General features: G+C 73.1%; 26 protein-coding genes and 1 pseudogene. 11 read left to right on the top strand and 16 right to left on the bottom strand.

Features of this window, described 5'->3' with window-relative positions; all coding sequences use genetic code 11:
• Positions 1-10 precede the first annotated feature (10 nt).
• The 7 genes and pseudogenes from ACQP0T_RS00675 to ACQP0T_RS00645 all read right to left on the bottom strand — a co-directional run bounded on the left by ACQP0T_RS00675 (position 11) and on the right by ACQP0T_RS00645 (position 9,053).
• Entirely contained in the window at positions 11-124 is a 114-nt protein-coding gene (locus ACQP0T_RS00675; RefSeq protein ID WP_433870811.1) for a lasso RiPP family leader peptide-containing protein, read from the bottom strand.
• Positions 125-202: 78 nt separating this feature from the next.
• Positions 203-3,454, bottom strand: coding sequence for a thiol reductant ABC exporter subunit CydD (cydD, locus tag ACQP0T_RS00670; protein ID WP_433870810.1), 3,252 nt, complete (start codon positions 3,452-3,454; stop codon positions 203-205).
• Positions 3,451-4,461 (bottom strand): cytochrome d ubiquinol oxidase subunit II, encoded by a 1,011-nt coding sequence (gene cydB / locus ACQP0T_RS00665; protein WP_433870809.1) that lies wholly within the window; start codon positions 4,459-4,461, stop codon positions 3,451-3,453. The genes cydD and cydB overlap by 4 nt, the downstream gene beginning before the upstream one ends.
• Before the next feature lie 12 nt (positions 4,462-4,473).
• Positions 4,474-5,973: a cytochrome ubiquinol oxidase subunit I gene (locus tag ACQP0T_RS00660; protein ID WP_433870808.1), complete on the bottom strand. Its 1,500-nt coding sequence runs from the start codon at positions 5,971-5,973 to the stop codon at positions 4,474-4,476.
• Positions 5,974-6,297: 324 nt separating this feature from the next.
• Entirely contained in the window at positions 6,298-6,951 is a 654-nt protein-coding gene (locus ACQP0T_RS00655; protein ID WP_433873876.1) for an IclR family transcriptional regulator, read from the bottom strand.
• 40 nt (positions 6,952-6,991) lie between these two features.
• Positions 6,992-8,196, bottom strand: a pseudogene (locus ACQP0T_RS00650) (fumarylacetoacetate hydrolase family protein).
• Positions 8,193-9,053 carry a hypothetical protein gene (locus ACQP0T_RS00645; protein ID WP_433870807.1) on the bottom strand — a complete coding sequence of 287 codons (861 nt, stop codon included), beginning with the start codon at positions 9,051-9,053 and terminating at the stop codon, positions 8,193-8,195. The pseudogene ACQP0T_RS00650 and the gene ACQP0T_RS00645 overlap by 4 nt, the downstream one beginning before the upstream one ends.
• Positions 9,054-9,315: 262 nt before the next feature.
• Between ACQP0T_RS00645 and ACQP0T_RS00640 the strand changes: the two genes are divergently transcribed.
• The 7 genes from ACQP0T_RS00640 to ACQP0T_RS00610 all read left to right on the top strand — a co-directional run bounded on the left by ACQP0T_RS00640 (position 9,316) and on the right by ACQP0T_RS00610 (position 14,583).
• A complete protein-coding gene (locus tag ACQP0T_RS00640; protein WP_433870806.1) occupies positions 9,316-10,095 on the top strand; it encodes a DUF2470 domain-containing protein in 780 nt (259 codons plus the stop codon).
• Positions 10,096-10,182: 87 nt separating this feature from the next.
• Positions 10,183-11,742: a trypsin-like serine protease gene (locus ACQP0T_RS00635; protein WP_433870805.1), complete on the top strand. Its 1,560-nt coding sequence runs from the start codon at positions 10,183-10,185 to the stop codon at positions 11,740-11,742.
• Between the two features lie 224 nt (positions 11,743-11,966).
• Positions 11,967-12,806, top strand: a complete 840-nt coding sequence (locus ACQP0T_RS00630; protein WP_433870804.1) for a hypothetical protein — start codon at positions 11,967-11,969, stop codon at positions 12,804-12,806.
• Between the two features lie 66 nt (positions 12,807-12,872).
• Positions 12,873-13,148 carry a hypothetical protein gene (locus ACQP0T_RS00625; protein WP_433870803.1) on the top strand — a complete coding sequence of 92 codons (276 nt, stop codon included), beginning with the start codon at positions 12,873-12,875 and terminating at the stop codon, positions 13,146-13,148.
• Complete coding sequence (locus tag ACQP0T_RS00620) at positions 13,145-13,645, top strand: hypothetical protein (RefSeq protein ID WP_433870802.1); 501 nt, start codon at positions 13,145-13,147, stop codon at positions 13,643-13,645. Before ACQP0T_RS00625 ends, ACQP0T_RS00620 begins: the two co-directional genes overlap by 4 nt.
• A 151-nt stretch (positions 13,646-13,796) precedes the next feature.
• Complete coding sequence (locus ACQP0T_RS00615; RefSeq protein WP_433870801.1) at positions 13,797-14,282, top strand: hypothetical protein; 486 nt, start codon at positions 13,797-13,799, stop codon at positions 14,280-14,282.
• A gap of 25 nt (positions 14,283-14,307) precedes the next feature.
• A complete protein-coding gene (locus ACQP0T_RS00610; protein ID WP_433870800.1) occupies positions 14,308-14,583 on the top strand; it encodes a hypothetical protein in 276 nt (91 codons plus the stop codon).
• Positions 14,584-14,787: 204 nt separating this feature from the next.
• Here ACQP0T_RS00610 and ACQP0T_RS00605 read toward each other — a convergent pair whose 3' ends face one another.
• The gene (locus ACQP0T_RS00605) at positions 14,788-15,135 is read right to left on the bottom strand and encodes a hypothetical protein (RefSeq protein WP_433870799.1); all 348 of its coding nucleotides are present in this window, start codon (positions 15,133-15,135) and stop codon (positions 14,788-14,790) included.
• Positions 15,136-15,238: 103 nt separating this feature from the next.
• Here ACQP0T_RS00605 and ACQP0T_RS00600 point away from each other — a divergent pair, with 103 nt between their 5' ends.
• The 3 genes from ACQP0T_RS00600 to ACQP0T_RS00590 all read left to right on the top strand — a co-directional run bounded on the left by ACQP0T_RS00600 (position 15,239) and on the right by ACQP0T_RS00590 (position 18,548).
• Entirely contained in the window at positions 15,239-16,051 is an 813-nt protein-coding gene (locus tag ACQP0T_RS00600; protein WP_433870798.1) for a CPBP family intramembrane glutamic endopeptidase, read from the top strand.
• 79 nt (positions 16,052-16,130) lie between these two features.
• Positions 16,131-17,327, top strand: a complete 1,197-nt coding sequence (locus ACQP0T_RS00595) for an arginine deiminase (RefSeq protein ID WP_433870797.1) — start codon at positions 16,131-16,133, stop codon at positions 17,325-17,327.
• Positions 17,328-17,987: 660 nt separating this feature from the next.
• The gene (locus tag ACQP0T_RS00590; RefSeq protein WP_345359859.1) at positions 17,988-18,548 is read left to right on the top strand and encodes a ferritin; all 561 of its coding nucleotides are present in this window, start codon (positions 17,988-17,990) and stop codon (positions 18,546-18,548) included.
• 4 nt (positions 18,549-18,552) lie between these two features.
• Here the strand turns inward: ACQP0T_RS00590 and ACQP0T_RS00585 are convergent, their stop codons facing one another.
• The 6 genes from ACQP0T_RS00585 to ACQP0T_RS00560 form a co-directional block, all read right to left on the bottom strand.
• Complete coding sequence (locus ACQP0T_RS00585) at positions 18,553-19,062, bottom strand: hypothetical protein (RefSeq protein ID WP_433870796.1); 510 nt, start codon at positions 19,060-19,062, stop codon at positions 18,553-18,555.
• Entirely contained in the window at positions 19,062-19,640 is a 579-nt protein-coding gene (locus ACQP0T_RS00580) for a SigE family RNA polymerase sigma factor (RefSeq protein WP_345359864.1), read from the bottom strand. Before ACQP0T_RS00580 ends, ACQP0T_RS00585 begins: the two co-directional genes overlap by 1 nt.
• 273 nt (positions 19,641-19,913) lie before the next feature.
• A complete protein-coding gene (locus tag ACQP0T_RS00575) occupies positions 19,914-20,855 on the bottom strand; it encodes a DUF5926 family protein (protein ID WP_433870795.1) in 942 nt (313 codons plus the stop codon).
• Positions 20,856-20,908: 53 nt separating this feature from the next.
• Positions 20,909-21,727 (bottom strand): glycerophosphodiester phosphodiesterase, encoded by an 819-nt coding sequence (locus ACQP0T_RS00570; protein ID WP_433870794.1) that lies wholly within the window; start codon positions 21,725-21,727, stop codon positions 20,909-20,911.
• 100 nt (positions 21,728-21,827) lie between these two features.
• Positions 21,828-22,703, bottom strand: a complete 876-nt coding sequence (locus ACQP0T_RS00565; protein ID WP_433870793.1) for a DUF4328 domain-containing protein — start codon at positions 22,701-22,703, stop codon at positions 21,828-21,830.
• A 32-nt stretch (positions 22,704-22,735) separates the two neighbouring features.
• Positions 22,736-23,092: a rhodanese-like domain-containing protein gene (locus ACQP0T_RS00560; protein WP_433870792.1), complete on the bottom strand. Its 357-nt coding sequence runs from the start codon at positions 23,090-23,092 to the stop codon at positions 22,736-22,738.
• A 257-nt stretch (positions 23,093-23,349) separates the two neighbouring features.
• Here ACQP0T_RS00560 and ACQP0T_RS00555 point away from each other — a divergent pair, with 257 nt between their 5' ends.
• Positions 23,350-23,562, top strand: a complete 213-nt coding sequence (locus ACQP0T_RS00555) for a hypothetical protein (RefSeq protein WP_433870791.1) — start codon at positions 23,350-23,352, stop codon at positions 23,560-23,562.
• 130 nt (positions 23,563-23,692) lie between these two features.
• On the opposite strand, the gene ACQP0T_RS00550 is transcribed toward ACQP0T_RS00555, so the two are convergent.
• Positions 23,693-25,225, bottom strand: coding sequence for a solute symporter family protein (locus tag ACQP0T_RS00550; RefSeq protein WP_433873875.1), 1,533 nt, complete (start codon positions 25,223-25,225; stop codon positions 23,693-23,695).
• A gap of 89 nt (positions 25,226-25,314) precedes the next feature.
• A complete protein-coding gene (locus tag ACQP0T_RS00545; protein ID WP_433873873.1) occupies positions 25,315-25,686 on the bottom strand; it encodes a DUF485 domain-containing protein in 372 nt (123 codons plus the stop codon).
• Between the last annotated feature and the right edge of the window lie 17 nt (positions 25,687-25,703).

The following is a 25,703-nucleotide window of genomic DNA, read 5'->3' as shown; positions in this document are numbered from 1 at the left end:
GGTCGGGCGGTCAGGAGAAGAACCCCTGGTAGTCGTAGACCCGGTTGCCCCCGCCGCCCAGCGTGTCGGTGCCGAAGCGGCCGACCTCGACGAGTTCCGGTGCGATGTAGTCGTGCCCGTCCATCCCGACCTCCTCACCAGTGCGCGGCCGGATCGCCGCTGATCGCAGCATCAGCGGCCGACGGCGGCGGTGCAACGCCGCTCACCCGGTTCCCGCACCGAGTTCCGCCCGATCGGTGAGCAGGCCGCGCTCGACGCGCAGCACCCGGTCGGCGTGCCGGGCTTCCGCGGGCCGGTGGGTCACGTGGACCACGGTGCGGTCCGGCAGTTCCGCGCGCAGCCGGTCCAGCAGCGCCTCGGCCGTCGGGACGTCGAGGTGGGCGGTCGGCTCGTCGAGGACCAGCACCGGGGCGTCGGGCAGCAGCAGCGCGCGGGCCAGCGCGAGCCGCTGCGCCTCCCCGCCCGAGACCGCCGCTCCCCCGGCCCCGACCACGACGTCCAGGCGGTCCGACCAGCCGGGCAGCCCGGCCAGCCGCAGCGCCTCGGCGAGGGCGGCGTCGTCGGCGTGCGGGTCGGCCAGCCGCAGGTTCTCCCGGACCGTGGTGGACACCAGCTGCGGTTCCTGCGGACACCAGGCGACCCGGCCGGGCAGCCGCACCGTCCCGGATTCGGCGGGCAGCAACCCGAGCAGCACCGCGACCAGGGTGGACTTGCCGCTGCCGGACGGGCCGACGACCGCGACGTGCGAACCCGGCGGGACCTGCGCCGACACCTCGTGCAGCGCCGGTCCGGCCGAGCCCGGCCAGCGCGCGGTGACCCGGTCCAGCACCAGCTCGGGACCGGTCTCCGGGCGCGGCGCGGGACGCTCCGGGACCGCCAGCAGCGGGGCCACCCGGTCGTGCGCGGCGCGCAGCGACCGCCACTGCTGGGCGGCCGGGGGCAGCAGCCCGATCGCCTCGGCGGTGGCCAGCGGGACCAGCGCGAGCAGCGGCGCCAGCTCCGGCGCCAACCGGCCCTGCGACACCGCCAGCGAGCCCAGCACCACGCCGCCGACGACCGCGACGCCGACCAGCAGCGTGCTCACCGCCGTGGCCGCCCCGGCCCCGAACGCGGCCCGCCTGGCCCGGGCGGCCAGCAGCCGGTCCTGCTCGGCGAGGTCGTCCCGGCGGGCGCGGTGCGCCCCGAAGGCCAGCAGCTCGGCGGCCCCGTCGAGCAGCGCCAGCACCCGCTCGGCGACCCGGCGCCTGCCCTCGGCGACCGCGCTGCTCGCGCGCCGCTCGGCGGCCACCGCGACCAGCGGGGCCAGCACCAGCGCCGCGCCCAGCGCCACCGCGGCCACCAGCCCGGCCGCGGGCAGCACCACCGCGAGCAGCACCACCGAGGCCAGCACCACGACGACCGCGACCAGCGGCGGCACCAGCACCCGGGGCACCAGGTCGCGCATCTCGTCCACGTCGTCGACGAGCCGGCTCAGCCCGTCGCCCCGGCGCAGGCCCGCGGCGCGCACCGGGCCGAGCCGCACCAGCGCGTCCCACAGCCGTTCCCGCAGCCCGCCGGAGAGCCGGAACGCCGCGTCGTGGGTGACCAGCCGCTCCAGGTAGCGCAGCAGGGCGCGGGACAGCGCGAAGGTGCGCACCCCGACCGCGGCCACCGACAGCGACAGGATCGGCGGCTGCTGCGAGGCGCGGGCGATCAGCCACGCCGCGGTGGCCGTGAGCGCGATCCCGAACAGCAGGGACAGCGCGCCGAGCAGCACGCCCCACCCGGTGCGCCGGGTGATCAGCTCGCGCAGCCGACCCCGCACCGCGGGCAGTTCCGGGGCGGCGGCGGGCGGTTCGGCCGCGGTCTGCTCCGCCCGGTCCCCGGCACCCGCGCCCCGGTGGCTGGCCAGCACGACGGTGGCGCCGGATGCGGCGGCGCGGTCGACCGCCTCGCCGATCCGCCGCCCGGTGGCGCCGTCGAGGTGGGCGGTGGGCTCGTCGAGCAGCAGGATCGTGGCGGCGCCGCGCAGCCGCAGCAGCGCCCGGGCCACCGCGACGCGCTGCCGCTCCCCCGTCGACAGCTCGTCCACCCGGCGGTCCCGCAGGTGCCCGGCGGCGGCGTCGGCGAGCGCCTCGGCCCGCCACCGCGCGGTGCCCTCGGGCTGGTCGGCGACGGCGAGCAGCAGTTCGTCGGCGACGGTGCCGCCGCTGAACGTCGGCTGCTGCGGCACCCAGGCCAGCCGTCGCCGCCACCGCGCCGGGTCGAGCTCGGCGACGTCCACGCCGCCGCAGGTGACCGCACCGCCGTCCGGGGCGGTGAACCCGAGCAGCACCGACAGGGCGGTGGACTTGCCGCTGCCGCTCGGCCCGATCCCGTCGAAGCCGTCCAGTCGGAGGACCTCGCCGGGCCGCGCGGTGAAGCTCAGCCCGTCCGGGGCGAACCCGCCGCGCCTGCGCACCCGCAGCCCGGACACCCGCAGCACCGAGTCCGCGGGCACCGCGCGGGTCCCCGAGGTCGCCGGGGCGCGGTCGACCACCTCGTCCACCCGGCGGACCGCCTCCACGCCGTCCTCGCTGGCGTGGTGCGCCGCCCCGGCCGAGCGCAGCGGCAGGTAGCACTCGGGGGCCAGCACCAGCACCAGCAGCCCGGTGGCCAGGTCGAGCTCGCCGCCGACCAGCCGCACCCCGATGCTCACCGCGATCAGCGCCACCGACAGCGAGGCCGCCAGCTCCAGCACCAGCGCGGACAGGAAGGCGATCCGCAGCGTGCCCATGGTGGTCCGCCGGTGCGCCTCACCAGCCCGGCGCACCACCCGGCCCTGCGCCGCCGCCCGGCCGAACGCGGTGAGCACCGGCTGCGCCCGGATCAGCTCCAGGAGCTGCCCGGACAACCGCTGCACGGCGTCGGCGGCGCGCGCGGTGCGCTGCTCGGTGAACTTGCCGACCAGCCAGGCGAACAGCGGGATCAGCGGCACCGTGATGAGCACCAGCAGCGCCGAGAGCCAATCGGACAGCAGGATCCAGCCGCCCACCAGCAGCGGCACCACCGCGGCCGTGACCAGCGCGGGCAGGTACTTGGTGAAGTAGGCGTCCAGCGCGTCCAGGCCCTTGGTGGCCAGCGCGGTGAGCTCCGCCGGGCCCCGGCCGCGGATCCACTCCGGACCCCGGCGCAGCGACGAGTCCAGCAGCAGGGCCCGCAGCTCCGCCTTCGCCCCGGCCGCCGCGCGGGCCGACACCGATTCCGTCGCCCAGCCGAGCACCGCGCGGGCCAGCACCGCACCGGCCAGCCAGCCGACGTGGTCGGCGATGCGGTCCGGGTCGGCGCCCGCGGTGACCACCTCGGCCAGGCCGTGCGCCAGCGCCCACGCCTGCACGATCAGGGCGACCGCGTTGAGCACCGCCAGCCCGCCGGCCAGCAGCAGCGCCCGGCGGGCGGAGCGGGACAGCTTCGGGAGCGCGCCGAGCGGGTTCATGCGGGCGTGTGCACCGGCGGGATGTGCCGGGTCCCGATGCGCTTGCGGAACACCCAGTAGGTCCAACCCTGGTAGACCAGCACCGCGGGCATCCCGAACGCGGCGACCCAGGTGATGACGGTGAGGGTGTAGGGGCTGGAGGCGGTGCCGGCGATGGACAGCGACCACGCCGGGTCCAATGTGGATGGGATGACGTTCGGCCACAGCGCGCCGAACAGCGTCACCACGGCGGCGGCCAGCGCCACGCCCTGCAACGCGAACGCCTGGCCCTCGCGCCAGGCCGCCATCCGGGCCAGCGCGGCCGGCCCGGCGACCAGCACCAGCGCCAGCGGCACCCAGGTCCAGGCGTGCCCCTCGGTGAGCTGGGCGAGCAGCACCAGCGCGACCACCGGCGCCAGCAGCACCAGGCCGTAGCGGACGGCGAAGCGGTGCGCCCGCTCGCGGATGCCGCCCTCCGTCTTGAGCGCGAGGAACACCGCCCCGTGCAGCAGCGAGAACCCGAGCACGGCCAGCCCGCCGAGCACGCTGGGCACGGTGAAGATCTGCCACCAGCCGCCGACCCGGTCGCCGTTGGCGTCCAGCGGCAGCCCGAACACGTTGGCCGACAGCACCAGCCCGACGACGAACGGCGCGGTCCACGAGGCGATCACGATCACCGCGTCCCAACTGCGGCGCCACCGCGCGGAGTCGTGCTTGCCCCGGTACTCGAAGGCCACGCCGCGCCCGATCAGCACCAGCAGCAGCACCAGGAACGGCAGGTAGGCGGTGCTGAGCAGGGACGCGTACCAGCCGGGGAAGGCGGCGAACATCGCCCCGCCCGCCACGATCAGCCACACCTCGTTGCCGTCCCACACCGGGCCGATCGTGTTGATCAGCACCCGGCGCTCGGACTCCTTGCGGGCCAGGACCGGGCCGAGCATCCCGACGCCGAAGTCGAAGCCCTCCAGGAAGAGGTAGCCCAACCACAGCAGGGCGATCGCGCAGAACCACAGAGTCGGCAGATCCACCTCGGCTCCTCGTCAGTAGGCGAAGGACAGGGACTCGTCGTCCGGATCGCGGTCCTTCGGCTTCGGCGGCATCACGCCCTCGATGCCGCCGCGCACGAACTTCGCGATCAGCCAGATCTCGACGACGGCCAGCACGCCGTAGAGCGCGGTCAGGGCGATCACCGAGGTCAGCATCTCGCCGGCGGTGACCCCGGAGGACACCGCGCTGGCGGTGTACATCCACACCCCGTCGATGCCGGACGGATCGGGGTTGGGCGCCACCACGAACGGCTGGCGGCCGAGCTCGGTGAAGATCCACCCGAACGCGTTGCCCAGGAACGGGGTGGCGATGCTGGCGATGGCCAGCGGCGCCCAGTACCGGCCCTTCGGGAACCGGCCGCGCCGGGTCAGCCACAGCACCGCCACGGCGCCGAGCGCCGCCACCGAGCCGAAGCCGATCATGAACCGGAAGCCCCAGTAGGTCGCGGGCAGGTTCGGCACGTAGTCGACCGGCTGCCCGGCCAGCGACCCGAGCCGCGGGTCGTCCGGGTAGTGGGTGCCGAAGCGCTCCTGGTACTCCGGCAGCAGTTCCTCGACGCCCTTGACCTCGCTGTGCAGGTCGCCGTTGGCCAGCGCGGACAGCACGTAGGGCACCGTGATGCTCTTGACGCTCTCGCAGTCGGGACGGCTGACGTCGCCGACCGCGAACACCGAGAAGCCCGCCGGGGCCTCGGAGTGGCACAGCGCCTCGGCGGAGGCCATCTTCATCGGCTGCTGCTGGAACATCAGCTTGGCCTGGAAGTCACCGGAGATCGCCAGCCCGGCGAAGGCCACCACGCCGACCCAGGCGCCGAGGCGGATCGACCCGTGCCAGACCTTGCGGTCCTCGTCCTCCGGCGAGGAATCGCGGTGGTTCTTGGCGAGCTGCCAGGCCGCGATGCCGACCAGGAACGCCCCGGCCACCGCGAAGCAGCCGAAGATGGTGTGCGGGAACGCCGCCAGCAGCGTGTTGTTGGTCAGCACCGCCCAGATCGAGTTCAGCCGGGGCGTCCCGTCGACCACCTCGACGCCCACCGGGTGCTGCATCCACGAGTTCGCGGCCAGGATGAAGTACGCCGAGGCGACCGTGGCCAGCGAGAACGCCCACACGCAGGCCAGGTGGACGCCCTTGGACAGCCGGTCCCAGCCGAAGATCCACAAGCCGAGGAAGGTCGACTCGACGAAGAACGCGACCAAGCCCTCCATCGCCAGCGGCGCGCCGAACACGTCGCCGACGAAGCGCGAGTACGCGCTCCACGACATGCCGAACTGGAACTCCTGCACGATCCCGGTGACCACGCCCATGGCGAAGTTGATCAGCATCAACTTGCCCCAGAACTTGGTCATCTTCAGGTAGCGCGGGTTGCCCGTCCGGTACCACGCGGTCTGCATCCCGGCGACCAGCACGCCGAGCCCGATGGTCAGCGGCACCATCAGGAAGTGGTAGACGGTCGTGATCCCGAACTGCCACCGTGCGATGTCGAGCAATTCCACGGGTCCACCCTGCGTCCGGGCGGGGACCGCCCCGCAGGGGCGGGCGTCCCGATGTCACCGGACCAGGGGCCTGAGATCAGCGGGACCAAGGTCCCGCCGGGCGCCGCACGCGTCCTTCCGTTGTAGCACCCGCACGCCGACGGCGGAAGGCTTTCCAGCATCGCCGCTGGTCAACGCGGAACCCGGCCGCGCGCACCGGAAACCGCGCGGCGCCCGCTCCCGGCCCGCGAACCACCCGTTCGGGTGCTGAGTGAGGGGCACCCTTGACCAAGTAACTCGGGCAAGGGTGCCCCTCACCTCGCGAAGATCACCTGGTCGGGTGGGTCAGCGGAGGGAGTCCGCTACCGCTTCGGCCGCTTCCACCACCAGGGGGCCGATCTCGTCGGACTTGAGCGGTTGCAGCGCGACCACGCCGACGCTGGCGCGCAGGCCGGGGACGCCGCGGACCGGGGCGGCGATCGCGCAGGCGCCCGGCTGCGGATCACCGGTGCTGCTGAGCCAGCGCGGGCCGCCCGGCGGCAGGTCCACCGCCCGGCCCGCCGCGCCGCGCTGCACCGGGTGCCTGCTGCCCACCCGGTAGGACACGTGATAGCTGGTCCAGGACGGTTCCACCACGGCGATGGCCTGCGCCTCGGCGCCGTCGGCCACGGTGAGGTGCACGGTGGCGCCGACCCGTTCGGCCAGCGCGCGCAGCGCGGGCAGCGCGGCGGCGCGCAGCTGCGGCAGGACCTGCCCGGCCAGCCACAGGACGCCGAGCCCGAGGCGCACCTTGCTGCCCTCGCGGCGCACCAGCCCGCGGCGCTGCAACGGCCCGAGCAGCCGGTACACGGCCGCCCGGCTGACCCCGACCCCGGCGGCGAGCTCGCTGATGGTGGGCGCCTCGCTGTCGGCGTCGGCGATGGCCTGGAGCAGGCTCAGGCCGCGTTCGAGGGTCAGCGAGCTCTCCTTGGGCTGCGGGACCTCGCGCTGACCGCCCATCGGAGTGCGGATCGGTTCCGGGGTGGGCGGGGCCATCACGTCACCTCCGCACCGCGGCCAGGACCGTGCCGGTCACCTCGCCGAGCCCGACCACGGAGCCGTCCGGGCCGGGCGCGGTGCCGCTGATCGACACCCGGTCGCCGTCCTGCAGGAAGGTGCGCTGCTCGCCGTCCTCCAGGGTGATCGGCTCGGCCCCGCCCCAGGTGAGCTCCAGCAGGCAGCCGCGCTGCTCGCGCTCGGGCCGGAGACGGTGCCGGAGGCGAACAGGTCACCGGGCCGGGCGGTGGCGCCGCCGACGGTCAGGTGCGCCAACTGCTGCGCGGGCGTCCACGCCATGTGCTCGAACCGCGGCCCGGCGACGGGGGTGTCGTTGCAGCGCACCTCCAGCCGCAGGTCCAAGCCCCAGGGCTGGTCCTCGACGAGGTAGTCGTGCAGCGGGTGCTCCGGTTCCGGCGGGCTCACCCGGGCGTGCTCCAGCGCCTCCAGCGGGGTGATCCAGCCCGACAGCGAGGTCGCGAAGGACTTGGCCAGGAACGGGCCGAGCGGCTGCGACTCCCAGAGCTGGATGTCGCGGGCCGACCAGTCGTTGACCAGCGCCACCCCGAAGACGTGGTCGGCGAAGTCGGCGGTGCTCACCCGGGAGGTGGGCGTCCCGCCGCAGACGAACCCGACCTCGGCCTCGAAGTCCAGCCGCCGGGTCGGCCCGAACGCGGGGTTGACGTCACCCGCGGCGCGGCGCTGCCCGCTGGGCCGGTGCACGTCGGTGCCCGAGACGCACACCGTGCCCGCCCGGCCGTGGTAGGCCACCGGCAGGTGCGCCCAGTTCTCCGGCAGCGTCGCGGCGGCCCGCCGGAAGATCCGGCCGACGTTCTCGGCGTGGTGCCGGGAGGAGTAGAAGTCGACGAAGTCGGCGACGGTGAACGGCATCGCCACGGTGTGCCAGTCGGTGCGCACCAGGGTGGCGCCTGCCGGGGCGCGGTCGGCGGTGACCAGTTCGGTGAGCCGTTCCCGGAGTTCCCGCCAGGCGTCCCGGCCCGCCGCCAGCAGCGGGTCGAGCGAGGCGGCGGCGACCGGTTCGGCGAGTCGAGGACCCAGGTGCTCGGCGATGCCGCGCAGCGGGATGGCGTGGCGACCGACCCGGACCGCGACGCCGGGACCGGAACCGGTCACCAGCACCCCGTAGGGCAGCGTCTGCGGCCCGAACGGCCGGTCCGGGCCGAACTCCGGGTCCTCGATCCAGCTCACAGCAGTCCCAGTCCTTCCAGGTCCGCGACGGGGTCCGTCAGCGAGCAGCCGCCGTAGGAGGCGAAGACGTCCCGCACCGCGTTGGCCGCGTCCGTCGACAACGACCCTGCCTCCTCGGCGAGCGCGGCGCCGTCCGTGGCGACCAGGGCCTCCCGCACGTCGGTGCCGGACAGCGAGCGCGCGGTGGCCACCAGCAGGTTGAGGAAACCGTGGTGCTCGACGCCGGAGCGTTCCGCGCGCACCGCGGTGTGCAGGCCGGTGGTGGCCTTGAACGGCACGTCGAGGCTGCTGGCCACGACGAGGAAGTCCTTCACCACCTCCGCCGGCGGCACCGATTCGGTGGTCGGCCCGGAGACGCGCAGCTTGGGCCAGCAGCCGTGCTCGGCGACCCGGCGCACCCCGTCGAGCCAGCCCTCCCCGCCGCGGCGGGGTTCGACGACGCGGATGACGTCCTCCGGCACGAATTCCGAGACCCGTTCGAGCCAGACGTCGTCGACGTCGGACGGCGCGGGCATCTCGACCATCCGCAGCGAGAGCAGCTCCTGCCGCCCCTCGATGATGGACAGCGACTTCGGCACGCCGCCGAGCCCGCTGTCGCAGACCAGCGAGAGCGGGACGGGTTCGGCGGGCTTGATCTTCGCCAGTTCGGTGATCAGCTCGGCGAGCCGGGACGCCTGGCACAGCATCGGTCCCAGCACACCGGCGAACTTGCCGCTGCGCGCGTCGAGGTGGGCGCTCACCGCCTCCGGGACGGTCGCGGTTCCCGGTGGGAACAGCGCGGCGTCGTCGACCAGTCGGGCGAACAGGGGCGGGATGCCGCGCGGACCAGGCGCGCGAAGCTCAACAGCGCTTGACACGGCTGACACGCTAGTGCCGCATCGCCCAGCGAACAAAGGTGCCCGGAAAACGGACGCGGAAACGGACGCCGAAACGCTCGCGGACCGCACCGGAACCCGCCGGGCACCCCCATCATCCCCGCTTCGCCGGATTGGTCCGGTCCGGGCCCGCGAACTCACCCTCCGGTGCCTCCCGGCACGCCTGATGACCTGGTAGGACGGAACGACGACTTTCCTTCGCCGAGTGGTCTAGGTTAGGCTTACCTAAGTTGGAGGTGATCCCGTGGGCGAAACGACCACCCGGCGGCCCGCCACGCCGAGCCCCGCCGAACGTGCCAGGAGCATCGCCAGGCGCGGCGGTCGAGCCGCGCTGCTGCCGTCCGGAGAGACCTCGGCGCGGATCGTGCCCCTGCTGCACCACGTGCACCGCGACGGCACCGCCACCGTCCTGCTCGCCGACGAGCACCCCCTGGTCGCCACCACCTGGCAGGCGCCGCAGCGCGAACTCGCCGCCGTGCTGGAGGTCGCCGACCCCACGCCGGTGCGGCTGCGCGAGCCGGTGCGCGGCCTGCTGTGGCTCACCGGCCTGCTGCGGCCGGTCGAGCCCGAGCAGGCGCGCGAGCACGCGCTCGCCGTCGCCGAGGAACGCCCCGACAGCAGGCTGCTCGACGTCGGCCACGGCGCCAGCGTGCTGCGCCTGGACGCGGCCTCGATGGTGCTCGCCGACGCCGAGGACACCGGTCCGGTGGTGGCCGAGGATTTCCGCGCCGCCGCGCCCGACCCGTTCTGCCTGATGGAGGACGGCTGGCTGCGGCACCTCGACCTCGCCCACCGCGACGTCGTCGGGCTGCTGTCCCGGCACCTGCCCGAACACCTGCGCGGCGGGCACATCCGGCCGCTCGGGCTCGACAAGTGCGGTCTGCGGCTGCGCGTCGAGTCCGGCGACGGCGACCACGACGTGCGGTTGGCGTTCTCCCGCCCCGCCATGACCACCGCCGACCTCGGCCGGGAACTCCGCCACCTGGTCGGCTGCCCCTTCCTCGCCCAGCAGCGCACCGGCTGACGTCCCCGCCGGGCGCGGCGCTCGCCGTTGCCGGCCCATGACGTGGTGGTGGCGCCGCGCGGACGGGGACCGGCCAGGGTCGTGGGCATGAGACTCCGCCCTCGATCCTCCGCGCTGCTGGCCGGGCTCGCGCTGCTCATGACGATGGCGAGCGCGGCCCCCGCGTCCGCCATCATCGGCGGCACCGAGGCCACCCAGCCGTACCCGTTCATGGCCTCGTTGCAGTACGACTCGCCCCGCCCGGACGGGCACCGGTGCGGGGCGGTGCTCATCGACCCGGAGTGGGTGGTGACCGCGGGCCACTGCGCCAACACCCCGACCGGCGCCACGGCGGGCGTTCCCCGCGATTGGCAGGTCCGCGTCGGATCCCCGGACGTCGCCAGCGGTGGCGAAGTCGCCGAGGTCGACCGGTTCTACCGGCGCCACAACACGTACAACCCCGCCGGGGAGGACATCGCGCTGCTGCACCTGAGCGAGCCGGTGCAGGCCGAACCCGTGCGGCTCGCCGGGACCACACCCGCCGTCGGCACGCCCGTGCGGCTCCTCGGCTGGGGCGCGACCTCGCGGGACTGCTTCGGCGACTTCACCGACCCCACCTGCTTCCCCAGCGAGCTGCGCGAAGCCGATACCGAGATCGTGCCGCTCGGCCAGTGCCTCGACGACGACGGGAGCACCATGCCGCTGTGCGTCGGTCGGGCCGATCCGCCCGTCGGGGCGGCGAACATGGACTCCGGCGGGCCTGCCCTGGTCCGCGACGGCGACGGCTGGGCGCTGGCCGGAACGGTCATCGGTCCCGGCATCCGGGGCGCCGACCTGCCCGTCATGTACACCGACGTCTCGAAGAACGCCGACTGGATCGGCGGCATCGTGAACGGGACCGACGTGCCGCCGCTCAGCCCGATCCCGAACGTGGAAGGTGCCGCCACGGTGGGCAACTGCCACGGTTCGGTGGTGCGCACCGACACCGCGCGCCCCGAGGACCCGGCGCTGGCGCTGACCAACGGGCATTGCCTGCCGAGCGGACGGCCCACGCCGGGGACGGCGGTGGTGGACCAGCCCGCCGACCTGGCGGACCCGGTCACCATCAACGACTCCGCCGGCTACCCCCTGACCAGCGCCCGCGCGACCCGGCTGGAGTACGCGACGATGACCGGCACCGACATCGCGCTGTACCGGTTGGACAAGACCTACGGCCAGCTCGCCGCGGAGGGCGCGAAGGTCTTCGAGTTGTCCAGCACCCCGATGCGCGGTGGTGACCAGTTCCTCCTGGGCACCCGGAGCAGCCGTCCGGAGTGCGCGGTGGAGGCCGTGGTGCCGCACCTGCGGGAAGCCGGTTTCCAGCAGGACGACGCGGTGCGCTACGCCCCCAGCGACACCTGCGGCAGCAGGCCCGGCTACTCCGGTGCGGCGCTGCTGAGCCCCGACGGGAACGCGGTCGTGGGCATCAACAACACGTCCAACCGCGACGGCGAGCGGTGCACCGAGGGCAACCCGTGCGAGGTCGCCCAGGACGGGACCGCGACCGCGGTGCGGGGCCGCAGCTACGGCCAGCAGGTCCACCGGATCACCGCCTGCCTGACCGAGGGTTCGCGGGTGGACCTGTCCCGCACCGGCTGCACCTTGACCGGGGCCACCAAGAACCGCTGACCGGATTCGCACCCCGGCCCGGGTACCCGGGCCGGGGTGCTCAGCGCAGGTCGGGCCGGGGCACCGGCCATCGCCGGACTCCCCACCTCGGTCCCACCGCGCGGGGCAACCACCGATCACCTGAGTTCTTCATGATTTTTTCCTCCACCGCTTCCCGGCTTTCGGCTACGGTGATCAACAAGCGCCCGGCTGCGGACCCTCGAACGGAAGAGGCAAGTACTCCCATGCCCGATCAGGACGAGTTCGCGGAACGGCTTGCCGAGCGGAGGAGGGCGCTCGAAGCCGTCCGGGCGGGGGCCGAGGGCCCCGAGGCCCCGGCAGCCGAATCCGTCGGCAGGTCCGCTGACAAGCTGATCGAGATCACCGTGCGCGACCACCGGGTGGCCACGGTGGTGGTCCACCGCGCGGTCCCCGGCCGCCCCGTGCCCGAGATCAAGGAGCGCGTCGCCGAGGCGGCGAACTCCGCCCTCGCCCAAGCCCGGACGAAGGCCCCGTCCGCCACCGACCCGCTCCCCGACCTCGGCGCCATGCGGGAGCAGCTCCGCGAGGTCGACGAGCGCAGCGGGCGGCTCATGCGGATGGTCGGCTCAGCGATCGACGACGTGGTGGACCAGGTGGGCCGCCGCACCGGGATGCATGGCAACCCCGCGCCGGACGGGGTGGACGCGCTGCTCGGCCGAGCCGCGGGCGCACTGCGGGCGGCGGAGGACTCGCTGGCCGGCTTGCGCGGACCTCAGGTCACCGGAACCGGCCACGACGAAGGCAACGAGATCAGCGCGGCCGTCGACCCGGACGGCACGGTGTCCATCGCGTCGATGTCCACGGTGGCCCGGCACATGGCGAGCGAGGAGCTGGGCGGAGCGCTGCGCGAGGCCGTCAACGCCGCTTTGGCGGACTGGGAGTCGCAGCGCCGCGAGGCCATGCCGTCGGCCGACGACGTGGACGCCGAATCCTTGCAGCGGCTGTCCGACCAAGCGGCGGCGCTGGGCGAGCACAGCATCGAGCACCTGCGCGGGTACACCGCGAATCTGACCGCGATCATGCGCAGCATCGGCCCACCTTGACAGGGAGCACCATTGTCCGACGGAATCCAATTCACGGTCGCTTCGGTGACCCGTTCCGGAGAAGGCATGTCCGAGAGCTCGGAGCAGCTCCGGGACGAGCTCAGCCGGTTCCAGTCCACATTGGAGGGGTTCGGCAACCCGTTCGGGGAAGATGAGATCGGGTCCCTGATGCAGTCGGTCTACGACGTGATCCGCGAGGCCGCGATGGAATCCTTCGAGGACAACATCACCCGCGTCGGGGAGACCGGTGGCGAGGTCGTCGCGATGGCCGAGGACTACGCCGAGGTCGACCGGGCCAACAGCGACATGTTCGGCGAGCTGATGGGCGGGATGGGCCGATGACCACCGGGATGGTGCTGCCGTCCGAGCTCAGCGGGCTGCTCAACACGCTCGGCTTCACCTGGCCCGAGGGCGACGAGGGCAAGATCTTCGACATGGCCGGCGAGTGGTCGTCCTTCGGCGACGCGCTGCGCCCCCGGATCGACGAAGCGCACCAGCACGCCGAAGAGGTGTGGAAGCAGAACCAGGACAAGGCGATCGAAGCCTTCCGGTCCTTCTGGGACGGTGACGAGGCACCGAAGAAGAACCTCGACGACGGCGCCGAAGCGGCGGCCATGGTGAGCGCCGGCTTGCACGTCTGCGCCGGCGCGCTGATCGCGCTCAAGGTCGCGGTGATCGCCCAGCTGGTCGTGCTGGCGGTCCAGATCGCCCAGGCCATCGCCACCGCCGTGCCGACGTTCGGCGCGTCGCTGGCGCAGATCCCGATCTTCAAGGAGATCACCGGGTTGCTGATCGACCAGGCCATCGACGTCGCGATCAACGCCGTGCTCAATGGGTAAGCGCGGCGGAGGCGGCAACGCCGGCCTGTTCAACCACATCAAGGAATGGCTCCGCAAGAGCACCGGCCGCGGCAAGGAAAGCAAGGCACCCCCGCCGCCGAACCCCCCATCGACCCCGAACGGCTCCCCCCGGTACCCGAACCAGCGTCCCATGCTGGACAAGTACAAGGACGAGACGAGCCCGAACAACAGCCTCTTCCCGGGGCAATCGGTGCGACGGCTCACCCCGTCCGAGCTCGAAGCGCACCGGGTGTACCTCGACAAGAAGGGCACCATGCGCTCGGCCAATGACGGCAAGCCCTTCGACACCAAGGACGGGACCTCCGTCCACCGGGACGGCCGGGCCATCTTCACCATGGACGGCAACGGCAACATCTACGCCTCGAAGTACCAGGCATCGGGGAACTTCCACCATTCGACGCTCGGCAACGGCAACCCCGTCGCCTCAGCGGGAGAGATGTCGGTGACCAACGGCAAGGTCAACTTCGCCACGGCGACCAGCGGGCACTACCAGCCCCAGATCGACCACATGAAGAACCTCAACACCGAGTTCAACCGGCACGGCATCAATCCCCCGATCTACGACTACTCGGGGAACATCCAGATGAACAACCCGAAGCACAACCTGTTCAAGTAGGTGGCAAGGACGAGGATGTGATGCCATGACGATCGAGCACCCGGGCGAGATCAACGCGCTCGTCTACACGCTTTTCAGCGCTCCCGGACTCGAGCGGGAGGACGCCGCCAACCTGGTGCGGACCATCCTTCGCGGCGAGTACTTCCCGCGCGGACCGGCGGCGTACTCGAGAGCCATCGAGCAGGCCCTGGCCCAGCCGGACCCGGTGACCGCCGCCCTGGAGCCGCCGTACGACGAGGACCGGGTGCGCCGGTTCCTGCGCCTGATCCACGAGGAACTGGAGAAGGTCAAGCCCTGGTAGACCCGCCGCCGAGGGCCGGCTCGGCCCCGGCGGCGAACTACCGGCCGCGCCCGTGGTCGTCGAGCAGCGGCCCCGCCGTGACCGCGTCGGCAGGAAGGCCGCGGTGCCATCGGGGTTCCCCACGTCGTGCACCGGCGGTTGAGCGCGGGCCGACATCGCTGCGGCGGCTGATCCGGGAGGAGCGCGGGGCAGCGGGTGCGGGGTTCAGCGGGGCCGGGGCATCGGGCGGAACCGCCCGTCGCTGAACCGCAGCGGTTCCGCGCCGCCGCCGAACAGCACGGCCTCCTCCACCCGGCCCCACCGCGTGATCACCCACAGGAACGAGTGCGCGGCGATCCACGCGCGCCCCGCCGCTTCCGCGTCGAGGAACCGCACCGCGAGCCCGGCCGGACCCACGCCGCGCAGCTCCACCAGCACGCCGTCGCGCAGCCCCACCAGGTCGGCCGCGCCCAACGGCCCGTCGAGGACCTGGAACGGGCGCAGCGCGGTCATCGCCCGCACCGCGTGGTCGGCGTCGGCCCCGCCCCACAACAACACCCGCAATCCGTCCACACCGCTCCTCATCACCGCCACCACTGGTGTCGACGCCCAGCCCGGCCGCCGCGTTGTGCCGGGATCCTCACCGGATTTCCCGGTACGGGTAGTCTCGGCGCGCGTGAGCGGCACCTTGCGCAGTTGGCTCGTCCCGGCGCGTCCCCCGGAACCGCCCTCGGTGGTGGACCCGGCCGAGCGCCGCGCGATCGTCATCGAGCTGCTCGTGGTGTTCACCGTGACCCTCGGGCTCTCCGCGGTGCAGAGCCTGCTGTCGCTGATCGACGCGCTGCTGCGGCCCGAACCGCTGGCCGCCCAGAACGCCGCGATCAACGTCTCGCGCGCCGACCTCGGGATGCTCGACCTGCTCCAGCAGCTCACCAACGTGCTGCGGCTGTGCGCGTGGGGCGCGCTCGGCGCGCTGCTGCTGTGGCGCGGCGGGATGGCGCTGTGGCGGATCGGGTTGGACCGGTCGCGGCCGTGGCGCGACGCGGCGGGCGGCGCCGGGCTCGCCGCGCTGATCGGCGTCCCCGGGCTCGCCTTCTACCTGACCGCGCACTCGCTCGGGCTGAGCCTCACCGTGCAGCCGTCCACGTTGGACGAAGCGTGGTGGCGGGCGCCGGTGCTGGTGCTGTCGGCGTTCGGCAACTCCTTCGCCGAGGAGGTGCTCGTCGTCGCCTACCTCATCACGCGGCTGCGCCAGCTCGGCTGGTCGGAGAACCGGTCGCTGTGGTTCGCCGCGGTGCTGCGCGGCGGCTACCACCTGTACCAGGGCTTCGGCGGATTCCTCGGCAACGTCGTGATGGGCCTGGTGTACGGGCGGGTGTGGCAGCGCACCAACCGGCTGTGGCCGCTGGTCGTCGGGCACGCCCTGATCGACGTGGTCGCCTTCGTCGGGTACGCGGCGCTGCGCGGCAGGGTCGGCTGGCTGCCCTGATCCCCGGTCGGGCCCTGATCCCGGTCGGGAACCCGTCACGGACGGGTGATGGCGGGCGTCGGCGGCTAGGCTGCGCGGTGTGAGCGAACCGCAGGTCCGAAGCGAAGTAGGCCCGCTGCGCACGGTGGTGCTGCACCGGCCGGGCACCGAGCTCAAGCGCCTCACCCCGCGCAACAGCGATCAGCTGCTGTTCGACGCGATCCCGTGGGTGGACCGGGCGCAGCGGGAGCACGACGCCTTCGCCGAGGTGCTGCGCGGGCGGGGCGTGGAGGTGCTGCTGCTGCGGGACCTGCTGGCCGAGGCGCTGGCCGACGAGCGGGCGCGCGCGGCGGCGGTGCTGGCCGCGGTCGACGAGCTGCGGGTGGGCACCGACATCGCCGACGCGCTGTCCTCGCACCTCGCCGGGCGGGACGACGCGGCGCTGGCCGAGGTCCTGATCGGCGGGATGACCTTCGAGGAGCTCCCGGCCGGCGAAGGCCGTTCGCTGGTGCGGCGGATGCACCACCCGCACGACTTCGCGATCGAGCCGCTGCCGAACCTGCTGTTCACCAGGGACTCGTCGATCTGGGTCGGCGAACGGGTCGCGGTCGGCTCGCTGGCGCTGCCCGCGCGGCGCCGGGAGGCCGCGCTCACCGATCTGATCTACGCCTACCACCCGCGCTTCGCGCACGCCGGCCGCGCGTACGGGGCGCACTCGGCGCCGGTCGAGGGCGGTGACGTGCTGCTGCTGGACCCGGGCGTGGTCGCCGTCGGCGTGGGCGAGCGGACCACCCCGGCGGGCGCGGAGTCCTTCGCCCGCTCGCTGTTCGCCGACGACCTGGCGCACACCGTGCTCGCGGTGCCGATCGCGCAGGCGCGGGCGTCGATGCACCTGGACACGGTCTGCACGATGGTGGACCGGGACGCCGTGGTGATGTACCCGGCGGTGCAGCACTCGTTGCAGGCCTACGTGCTGCGCCCGCAGGACGGCGGGATCGACGTGGCCGGACCGGAACCGTTCCTGACCGCGGCCGCCGAGGCGATGGGGATCGACGCCCTGCGGGTGATCGACACCGGGCTGGACCCGGTGACCGCCGAGCGGGAGCAGTGGGAGGACGGCAACAACACGCTGGCGGTGGCGCCGGGCGTCGTGGTGGCCTACGAGCGCAACGTGGAGACCAACGCCCGCCTGGAGGAGGCCGGGATCGAGGTGCTGCGGATCGACGGCTCCGAGCTGGGCACCGGCCGGGGCGGGCCGCGCTGCATGTCCTGCCCGACCCACCGCGACGCCCTCTGAACCACCTCCCGGAAGGGGATGGAGTGAGGGGCACCCTTGTCCCAGTAAGGACCGCTTTCGCCAATGATCTGCGTGGCGGTGCGGGTGGCGGAACCTCAGCGGTCCCCTCGCTGCGCCGATCGCCTCCTGATGTACCAACGACGTACCCGGCGTCGGCGCTGTCCTCGCGAGAAGACCGCTGAGCGGTCACGTCCGAGCACGGGCCGCGCTGCCGGTTGACGGCCGCACCGCATGCGGCTCCGCCGCATTCTGAAAAGACCCCTAACTTGGGCAAGGGGGCCCCTCACCTACGGTTGTTCACCCGATCGAGCAGCGGTGCGCGGTTCGGTCGGGGTCGGTGCGGTTCCGGCGGAAGCGCGGGACACGCCGCGCGCGAGCACCGGAATGGCGTTATCTTTTTCCGCGGCGCGTTCCGTGACGGGGACCTCATTCCGCGAAGCGCATTCGCGAAGATCATTCCTGGGCGCGCCGGGGAATGGGAACTCCAGAGTGGCGATCACGGCTCTGACCTGCGGTTGTGGTACGGGGGTGGGGGGTCGGCTCGGTGAGGTTCGGTTTGCCTTGGTGAGGTGAGCCTTCCTTTTCCGAAATGAGGGTCACCGCATTCTTCTTAGGTTGCCCTGGGATGAAACTGGACTCATTCCAGAGTAGCTTGGGGGCATGGCATTCAGCGCGAAGAAGATCGAGCAGCACGAATCCGGTTTCCACCGCCTCCTCCAGGAGCAGGTGGCCAACGAGTTCGCCGCGTCGCAGCAGTACATCGCGCTCGCGGTGTGGTTCGACAACAACGACCTCCCCCGGCTGGCGAAGCACTTCTACGCGCAGTCGCTGGAGGAGCGCAACCACGCGATGATGATCGTCCAGTACCTGATGGACCGCGACGTCAGCCCGCGCATCCCGGGGATCGAGCAGGTCCGCAACGACTTCGGCGACACCCGCGAGCTGGTCGCGCTCGCCCTGGAGCAGGAGCGGGAGGTGACCCGGGAGATCGAGGCCCTCGCCCGCACCGCGCGCGAGGAGAACGACTACCTCGGCGAGCAGTTCGTGCAGTGGTTCCTCAAGGAGCAGGTCGAGGAGGTCTCCCAGATGTCGACCCTGCTCAACGTGGTCGACCGCTCCAACGGCAACCTGTTCGACGTGGAGAACTACCTGTACCGGGAGTCGGTCGGCGACGCGGGCGAGGACGCCACCGCACCGCCCGCCGCGGGCGGCGCGCTCTGAGCGCTCAGCCGGCGGGCTTGTCGTCGCGCTGGCTGGGCTGCGTGGTCGGCGGCTGGTCCTGGGACGACGGGACGTCCTGGCCGCTCGACTCCGGGACCGAGGAGGACGTCGGCGGCGGGGCGCTGGTCGTCTCGCTCAGCACCACCGGCTCCGTGGTCGTGGTGACCGGCGTGTGCCGGGGCGGCTCCCAGTCCGGCGGCTCGGGGACGAACGGGGGCGGCTCCTCGACCGGCGGCCGGGTCGTCTTCGGTTCGGACTCCGACGTGGAGGTGACCACCGGGTGCGGCACCGCGGGCCGCAGGTAATCCGGCGGGTCGGGCATCGCGACCAGCGCGATGCCGCCGCCGAACAGGGCCGCGGCGGCGACCGCGCCCCCGGTCAGCGCCGCGACGTGGTGGCGCCGCCTGCGGCGACGTGCGCGCTCGACCAGCGACCACTCGACCCCGGTCCGCACCGGGACGTCGAGCCGCTCGTCGTCGGACAGGACGCGACGGAGCTCGTCCTCCAGGTCCATCACACGTCACCTCCCTCCGCCAACGGCCCGAGCCGCTTGCGCAGTGCCGCCAGCGCCTTGCTGGCCTGGCTCTTGACCGTCCCGGCGCTGATCCCGAGGCTCTCGGCGATCTCGGCCTCGGACAGGCCCTCGTAGTACCGCAGCACCACCACCGCGCGCTGCCGCGGCGGCAGCGCCCGCAGCGCCGCCCACACCGGCTCGTCCTCCAGCCGGTCGTGGCGGGATGCGGCGGGCATGTCCGGGAAGTCGGCGAGCAGCGTCTCCCGCCGGGTCCGCCGCCAGCGGCTGACGTGGGTGTTGGCCATCGCCTTGCGCACGTACGCCATCGGGTCGGCGCAGCTGCGGTTGATCTTCGACCACCGCGCGCCCACCTTCTCCAGCACGGTCTGGACCAGGTCAGCCGCGTCGTGCGGGTTCCCGGTCAGCGCGTGGCCGTAGCGCATCAGCCCGGGCAAGGCCACCCGGACGAATTCCGCGAAGTCGTCTTCCGCCGACGCCATGTCCCCTCGACGCGCCCCCTCGCGCCACGCGCCCGTCGCCTCGGGAACGGCGGGCGCAGCGGGAAGCTGCGCGGTCATCCGCACCACCCCCTCCGCATCCACCGGCCGTACCCGAGCACGTCAGCGCGGTCCCCACCGTTGCCCGCGAACCCGGATACCACCCGTTCAGGGCAACGTGGTCTCCAGTTGATCGTCCGCCACCAGTGGACCACGGGCGGTCACCGCGACCGCCACCGGCACCCGGACGGGTGGTGCGCGCACAGGTGAGGGGCACCTTCATCCGGCATAGTCGGATGAAGGTGCCCCTCACCAGTCAGGGCCTGTCCCGCCTGCGGGCCGGTGCTCGCTCGATCAGCGGATGGTGACCTGGCGGCCCCGGAGGCCGTCGCGGGCCCGGCGCTCGGCGGCGTCCAGCGGCTCCGACTCCAGCGAGGCCAGCGCCTCGTCCAGCCGGCGGCCGAGCGCGGCGGCCGGTTCGTCCCACTCGCGGGCGTGCTTCTCGCGGTCCAGGTCCCACACCGGCACCAGCAGGCCGTGCGCCCGGAACGAACCCGCGTACCGGCTGTCCTCGTCCAGCGCCAGCTCGCCCCGCGCGCTCAACCGGGCCAGCGCCGCGACCAGCTTCTCCTCCGGCTCCGGCCGCACCCAGCGCAGGTGCGCCTTCTCCCCGGCGTCCACCCAGTACGCCGAGGTCACGCCCTCGGCCCGCAGCCGGGAGGTGGGCATGATCGCGGCGTTGGCGCGCTCCAGCGACAGCGCGACGTCGCCGGTGGGCTCCACGTCGTCGGGCATCCACCAGGAGAAGTCCTCGTGCACCTCGACGTCGAGCTCGGCCTCCGGATCCACGAGGTCCTGCAACCGGACCAGCTCGCCCCCGCCGGTCTCCGGCCCGACCACCGGCAGCGACGCGCCGGTCTCGGCGGTGCGCACCCACTCCACGGCGCGCGCCAGGTCGCGGCTGATGTCACCGGACTTGGTCTGCACCTGGAGCCCGACGAACGCGCGGTCGTCGTTGCGGCGCAGCGCCGCCGCGGCCATCGGCAGCACCGTGGCCAGGGTGAGGGACCCGCCGTCGCGCAGCGGCAGCGGCGCGGTGCCGGACGGCACGAACTCCCGCAGCGCGACGAGCTCCGTCTCCGCCGCCAGGCCTTCGAACGGCCGGGTCACGATGACGTCGGCCGCCCCTCCCGCGGCACCGTGGCAAGCCTTGTAGCGCTTGCCGGAACCGCACGGGCAGGGCTGGCGCCGACCGATCCCGCCGTCCTCGCGGGTGGGGGCAGTTCGCTTGGCCACGGAAGTCTCCTCGTCGTCGGCGCTGCTGGAGCGCCGACGCTACCGAAACCCGGTCAGGAACCGGACAGGTGGGAGCGGGTGGCGGCGGGCGCGTCGGTGGCCACGAACCGGACTCCGGCGTCGCGGCACAGCGCCACGTCGCGCGGATCATCCACCGTCCAGCAGTAGGTGTCCCGGCCGTGCGCGGCGATCCGCGACACCAGCCCGGGATCGCGGCGCACCACCCGGATGCCCGGACCGGCGAGATCGGCCCACGGCGGCAGCACGCCCCGGCGCAGCGCCCCGCGCGCCTGCTCGAACAGCAGCACGGTCGGCACCCCGGGGGCTTCGGCCCGGAACCGGCGCACCGCCGGGGCCGAGAACGACATCATCAGCACCGCCGACTCGTCCCGGACCGGCGGCGCGGCCAGGCCGTACCGGCGCAGCAGCCGCGCCAGCTCGCGCTCCACCAGTCCCCGGTAGCGCACCGGGTGCTTGGTCTCGATGAACAGCCGCACCGCGCGCCCGTGGTCGCGGACCAGGCCGAGCAGCTCCTCCAGCCGCAGCACGCCCTCCGGGCCCGTCGGCGGCGCCAGCCCGGCCGAGGAGCGGAACCAGCCGGTGAAGTCCAGCGCCGCCATCGACTCCGCGGTGCGGCGGCTCACCACCCCGCGACCGTCGGAGGTGCGATCGATGCGGCGGTCGTGCACGCACACCAGGTGCCCGTCGAGGGTCACCCGGACGTCGCACTCCAGCCCGTCGGCGCCCTGCTCCAGGGCCAGCTCGTAGGCGCCCCGGGTGTGCTCGGCGCGCTCCGCCGACGCCCCCCGGTGCGCCACGACTTCGAGGCTCCGCGTCGACACGCCGCCATTATGCGGAACCCGCTCGTCCACCAGCTCACCTCACCCTCACCCGTTCGATACCTGAGTGAGAGGCCCCTTCATCCGACCATGCCGGACGAAGGGGCACTTCCCCGGAAACCTCGGCGGGTGGTCAGCGGGGGGTGTCCTGGGGTCGGGGGGCCTTGGTGGGGCGCGGGGCGCCGTGGACGTCGAGGACGCGGAGGCGGCGGAGCTCGGTGGGGTCGACCGGGGCGACCAGCGCGGTGATCTCCTTGATCAGCCGGAGGGTGAGCAGCGCGAGGACCACGACCGCCGCGTTGTTGACCGCGTGCAGCAGCACCCCGTCGGCCATCGCCTGCACGCTGGTGCGGAACGCCCAGGCGAACGACAGCCAGCCGAGCAGCAGGGTCGTCGTCCACGCCGCCCACCAGAACCGGACCAGCAGCGACGGGGACGGCCGGGTGCCGGGGGCGCGGGCGCCCTCGCCGACCAGCACGGTGTGCTCCAGCTCGGCCAGCGCCGCTCCGGGCACGACGAGGTTCAGGCCGGGCACCAGGGTGCCGACGACCACCTGCCAGTCCGGGCGGGCGCTGGTGACGCCGGCCCGCTCGTTGGCCGCCACGCGGGTGCGCAGCGCCCACACCAGCACGATCACCGCGCTCACCGCGCCGAGCAGCCAGGTGAGCAGGCCGGTGGTGCCGACCAGGGCGTCGGAGATCGTCAGCACCACCCGGGACAGCGCCTCGTCGCGGCTGCGCAGCAGCAGCAGGTAGCGCCACACCTCGGCGACCGCCGCGAGCCCGGCGACCCCGGTGGTGATCCACAGCGCGGTCACGGCGGTGGCGCCGGAGGACTCCGCGCGGACCGTGGCGTCGGCCTGCGGGCGCAGCGGCAGCGCCAGCGGCCAGCGCCAGGCCAGCAGCGGGAAGCCCCACCGGGGGACCGCCGGGTACGACGGCGGACCGGTGTAGCGCGGGCGCCGGGCCGGGCGGCGGACGGGACGCGGGTCGCCGGGCGGCGTGGCCACCCACTCCACCCGGGTCCGCGGCGGTCGGCGGGTCACAGCACGCAGGGCTCGCCGGGGCCGTCGGACACCAGCGGCCTGCCGGTGGCCGCCCAGCCGTTCATCCCGCGCTCGACGTTGACCGCGTCCCAGCCGTTGGCGTTGAGGTAGGCGGTGACCCGCGCCGACCGGCCGCCGGAGCGGCACACCACGTAGAGCCGGTCGGCCTCCGGGATCTCGTCGAGCCGCTGCGGCAGCTCGCTCATCGGGAGGTGCACCGCCTCGGCGGCGTGCCCGGCGCGCCACTCGTCGTCTTCGCGGACGTCGAGCAGGGCGCTGCCTTCGGGGAGGTCCGCGGGCAGGTCTTCGGGCTGGACGCCGGGGATCTGATCAGGGGGAACCGGAGTAGTCACGTCCCCGATGCTGCCACGCGCGGCGTGGTGCGGGTGTGAGGACTGCCCCACGTCCGCGCGACCCCCGTTCGGGAGGTTCCTGCGGGGCGCTCATCACCCGGCCCGCCCGCTCGGCCGCAGCGATCACTCGGTCAAACGTTCGGGTGGGTGTCAGCCACTCGTTCGTATGACTTGACGGAATGTCGCACAACCGGAGGGACTTACTACTGCCTACGGTTCGCGGGTTCGAAATCGCTCCGATGGGAAGAAGGAATCTCGTGTCTCGACGTGCCATTCTGCGGTGGTCGGATGAAGGCGAGTGGGGGCACCTCGCGGTCGTCGAGGAAGGCCGGTCGCGGTTCTGCGGCTTCGTGCGGCTGTCCGAACCGCGCCTGCAGGTGCTGCTCGACCGCTCACCGGCCAGCCTGGACGACACCGAGGTCTGGGAGCTGTCGATCCCGCTCATCGCCGGGCAGCCAACCGCCGCCTGATCGCCGGACCCGCCGCGCCGAACCCGCGGCCGCCCACCGGCGAAAGCGCTCCGCGGCACCGCACCGCGCGACCGCCGGACGCGGACGGCCGGGACCGGGGCGGACCCCGGTCCCGGCCGTCGGCGCGGGTTCAGTGCGGGTTGGCCTTCTCCGCACCGGCGCCGGTCAGCGAGCGGACCTCCATCTCGGCGTACTTCTCCTTGTTGAACGGCTCCTTGCTCAGCACCGTGCCGAGGTAGCCGAGCAGGAACGACAGCGGGATCGAGACCAGGCCCGGGTTCTTCAGCGGGAACCAGGCGATGTCGATCCCCGGGAACATCGCGGACTCGTTGCCGGACACCGCCGGGGAGAACACGATGAGCACGATCGTCACCGCGAGCCCGCCGTAGATGCTCCACAGCGCGCCGGTGGTGTTGAACCGCTTCCAGAACAGCGAGTACAGCAGCGTCGGCAGGTTCGCCGAGGCCGCCACCGCGAACGCCAGCGCCACCAGGAACGCCACGTTCTGCCCGTTGGCCGCGATGCCGCCGAGGATCGAGACCACGCCGATGACGACCGCGGTGATCCGGGCGACCCGCACCTCCTGGTTCTTGTCGTCGACCGCGCCCTTCTTGATCACGTTGGCGTAGATGTCGTGCGCGAAGGACGCCGAGGCGGTGATGGTCAGGCCCGCGACCACCGCGAGGATCGTCGCGAACGCCACCGCCGAGATGAAGCCGAGCAGCAGCGGACCGCCGAGTTCGAGGGCCAGCAGCGGCGCCGCCGAGTTCACCCCGCCCGGGGCGTCCTGGATGGCGTCCGGCCCGACCAGCGCCCCGGCACCGTAGCCGAGCACCAGCGTGAACAGGTAGAACAACCCGATCAGCCAGATCGCCCAGACCACCGAGCGGCGGGCCTCCTTGGCGGTCGGGACGGTGTAGAAGCGCATCAGCACGTGCGGCAGACCCGCCGTGCCCAGCACCAGGGCGATGCCCAGCGACACGAAGTCGAGCTGGGTCGCCGGGCTCTCCCCGTACTGCGCGCCGGGGTTGAGCAGCGCCTCACCGCCCGGTCCCGCGGTCTGCACCGCCGCCCCGAGCAGCCCGGAGAGGTTGAAGCCGTGCAGCGCCAGCACCCAGACGGTCATCACGAACGCGCCCGCGATGAGCAGCGCGGCCTTGATGATCTGCACCCACGTGGTGCCCTTCATGCCGCCGACCAGCACGTACAGGATCATCAGCGCACCGACGACGGCGATCACCGCGGCCTGCCCGCCGGGGTGGGTGATGCCCAGCAGCAGCGCGATCAGCCCGCCGGCCCCGGCCATCTGCGCCAGCAGGTAGAAGAACGTCACCGCGAGCGTGGACAGCGAGGCGGCGGTGCGCACCGGGCGCTCCCGCATCCGGAAGCTGAGCACGTCGGCCATCGTGTAGCGGCCGGTGTTGCGCAGCAGCTCGGCGACCAGCAGCAGCGCCACCAGCCAGGCGACCAGGAAGCCGATCGAGTACAGGAACCCGTCGTAGCCGTAGACGGCGATCGCCCCGGCGATGCCGAGGAACGACGCCGCCGACAGGTAGTCGCCCGCGATGGCGATGCCGTTCTGCGGTCCGGTGAACGCCCGGCCCGCCGCGTAGTAGTCGGAGGCGGTCTTGGTGTTCTTGCTGGCCCGCAGCACGATCACCATCGTGACCGCGACGAACACGGCGAAGATGCCGATGTTGAGCCAGCGGTTGTCCGCGGTCTGGTTCTGCGCCAGCGCGGTCAGCGCGAGGTTCACTGCGCCGCTCCTTCCACGCGGTCCCGGATCTCCTCGGACACCGGGTCGAGCTGCCGGTTGGCGTAGCGGACGTAGAGGGTGGTGATGGCGAAGGTGGAGACGAACTGGAGCAGGCCCAGGACGAGGCCGACGTTGATGTTTCCGACCAGCCTGATGCTCATGAATCCGTGCGCGTAGTCCGCGAGGAGCACGTACACCAGGTACCAGGCGAGGAATAGGCCGGATACCGGGAAGACGAAGGCGCGCAACCGCCTTCGCAACGTGGCGAATTCAGGACTGCGCTGCGCGTCCGCCCAGGCTTCCGCGTCGATTTCCGATTCGGACCCGCTCTGGCCCGTGCTGCTCACGGCGTCCTCCCCCGCGTGCATGGCCCGGCGCGCTACCG

This window comes from Saccharopolyspora sp. CA-218241, assembly GCF_050954615.1.
In the GTDB taxonomy this organism is placed as follows: domain Bacteria; phylum Actinomycetota; class Actinomycetes; order Mycobacteriales; family Pseudonocardiaceae; genus Saccharopolyspora; species Saccharopolyspora cebuensis.
Note: the sequence above shows the minus strand (reverse complement) of the source record. Positions and strands in the feature narration are given on the sequence as shown.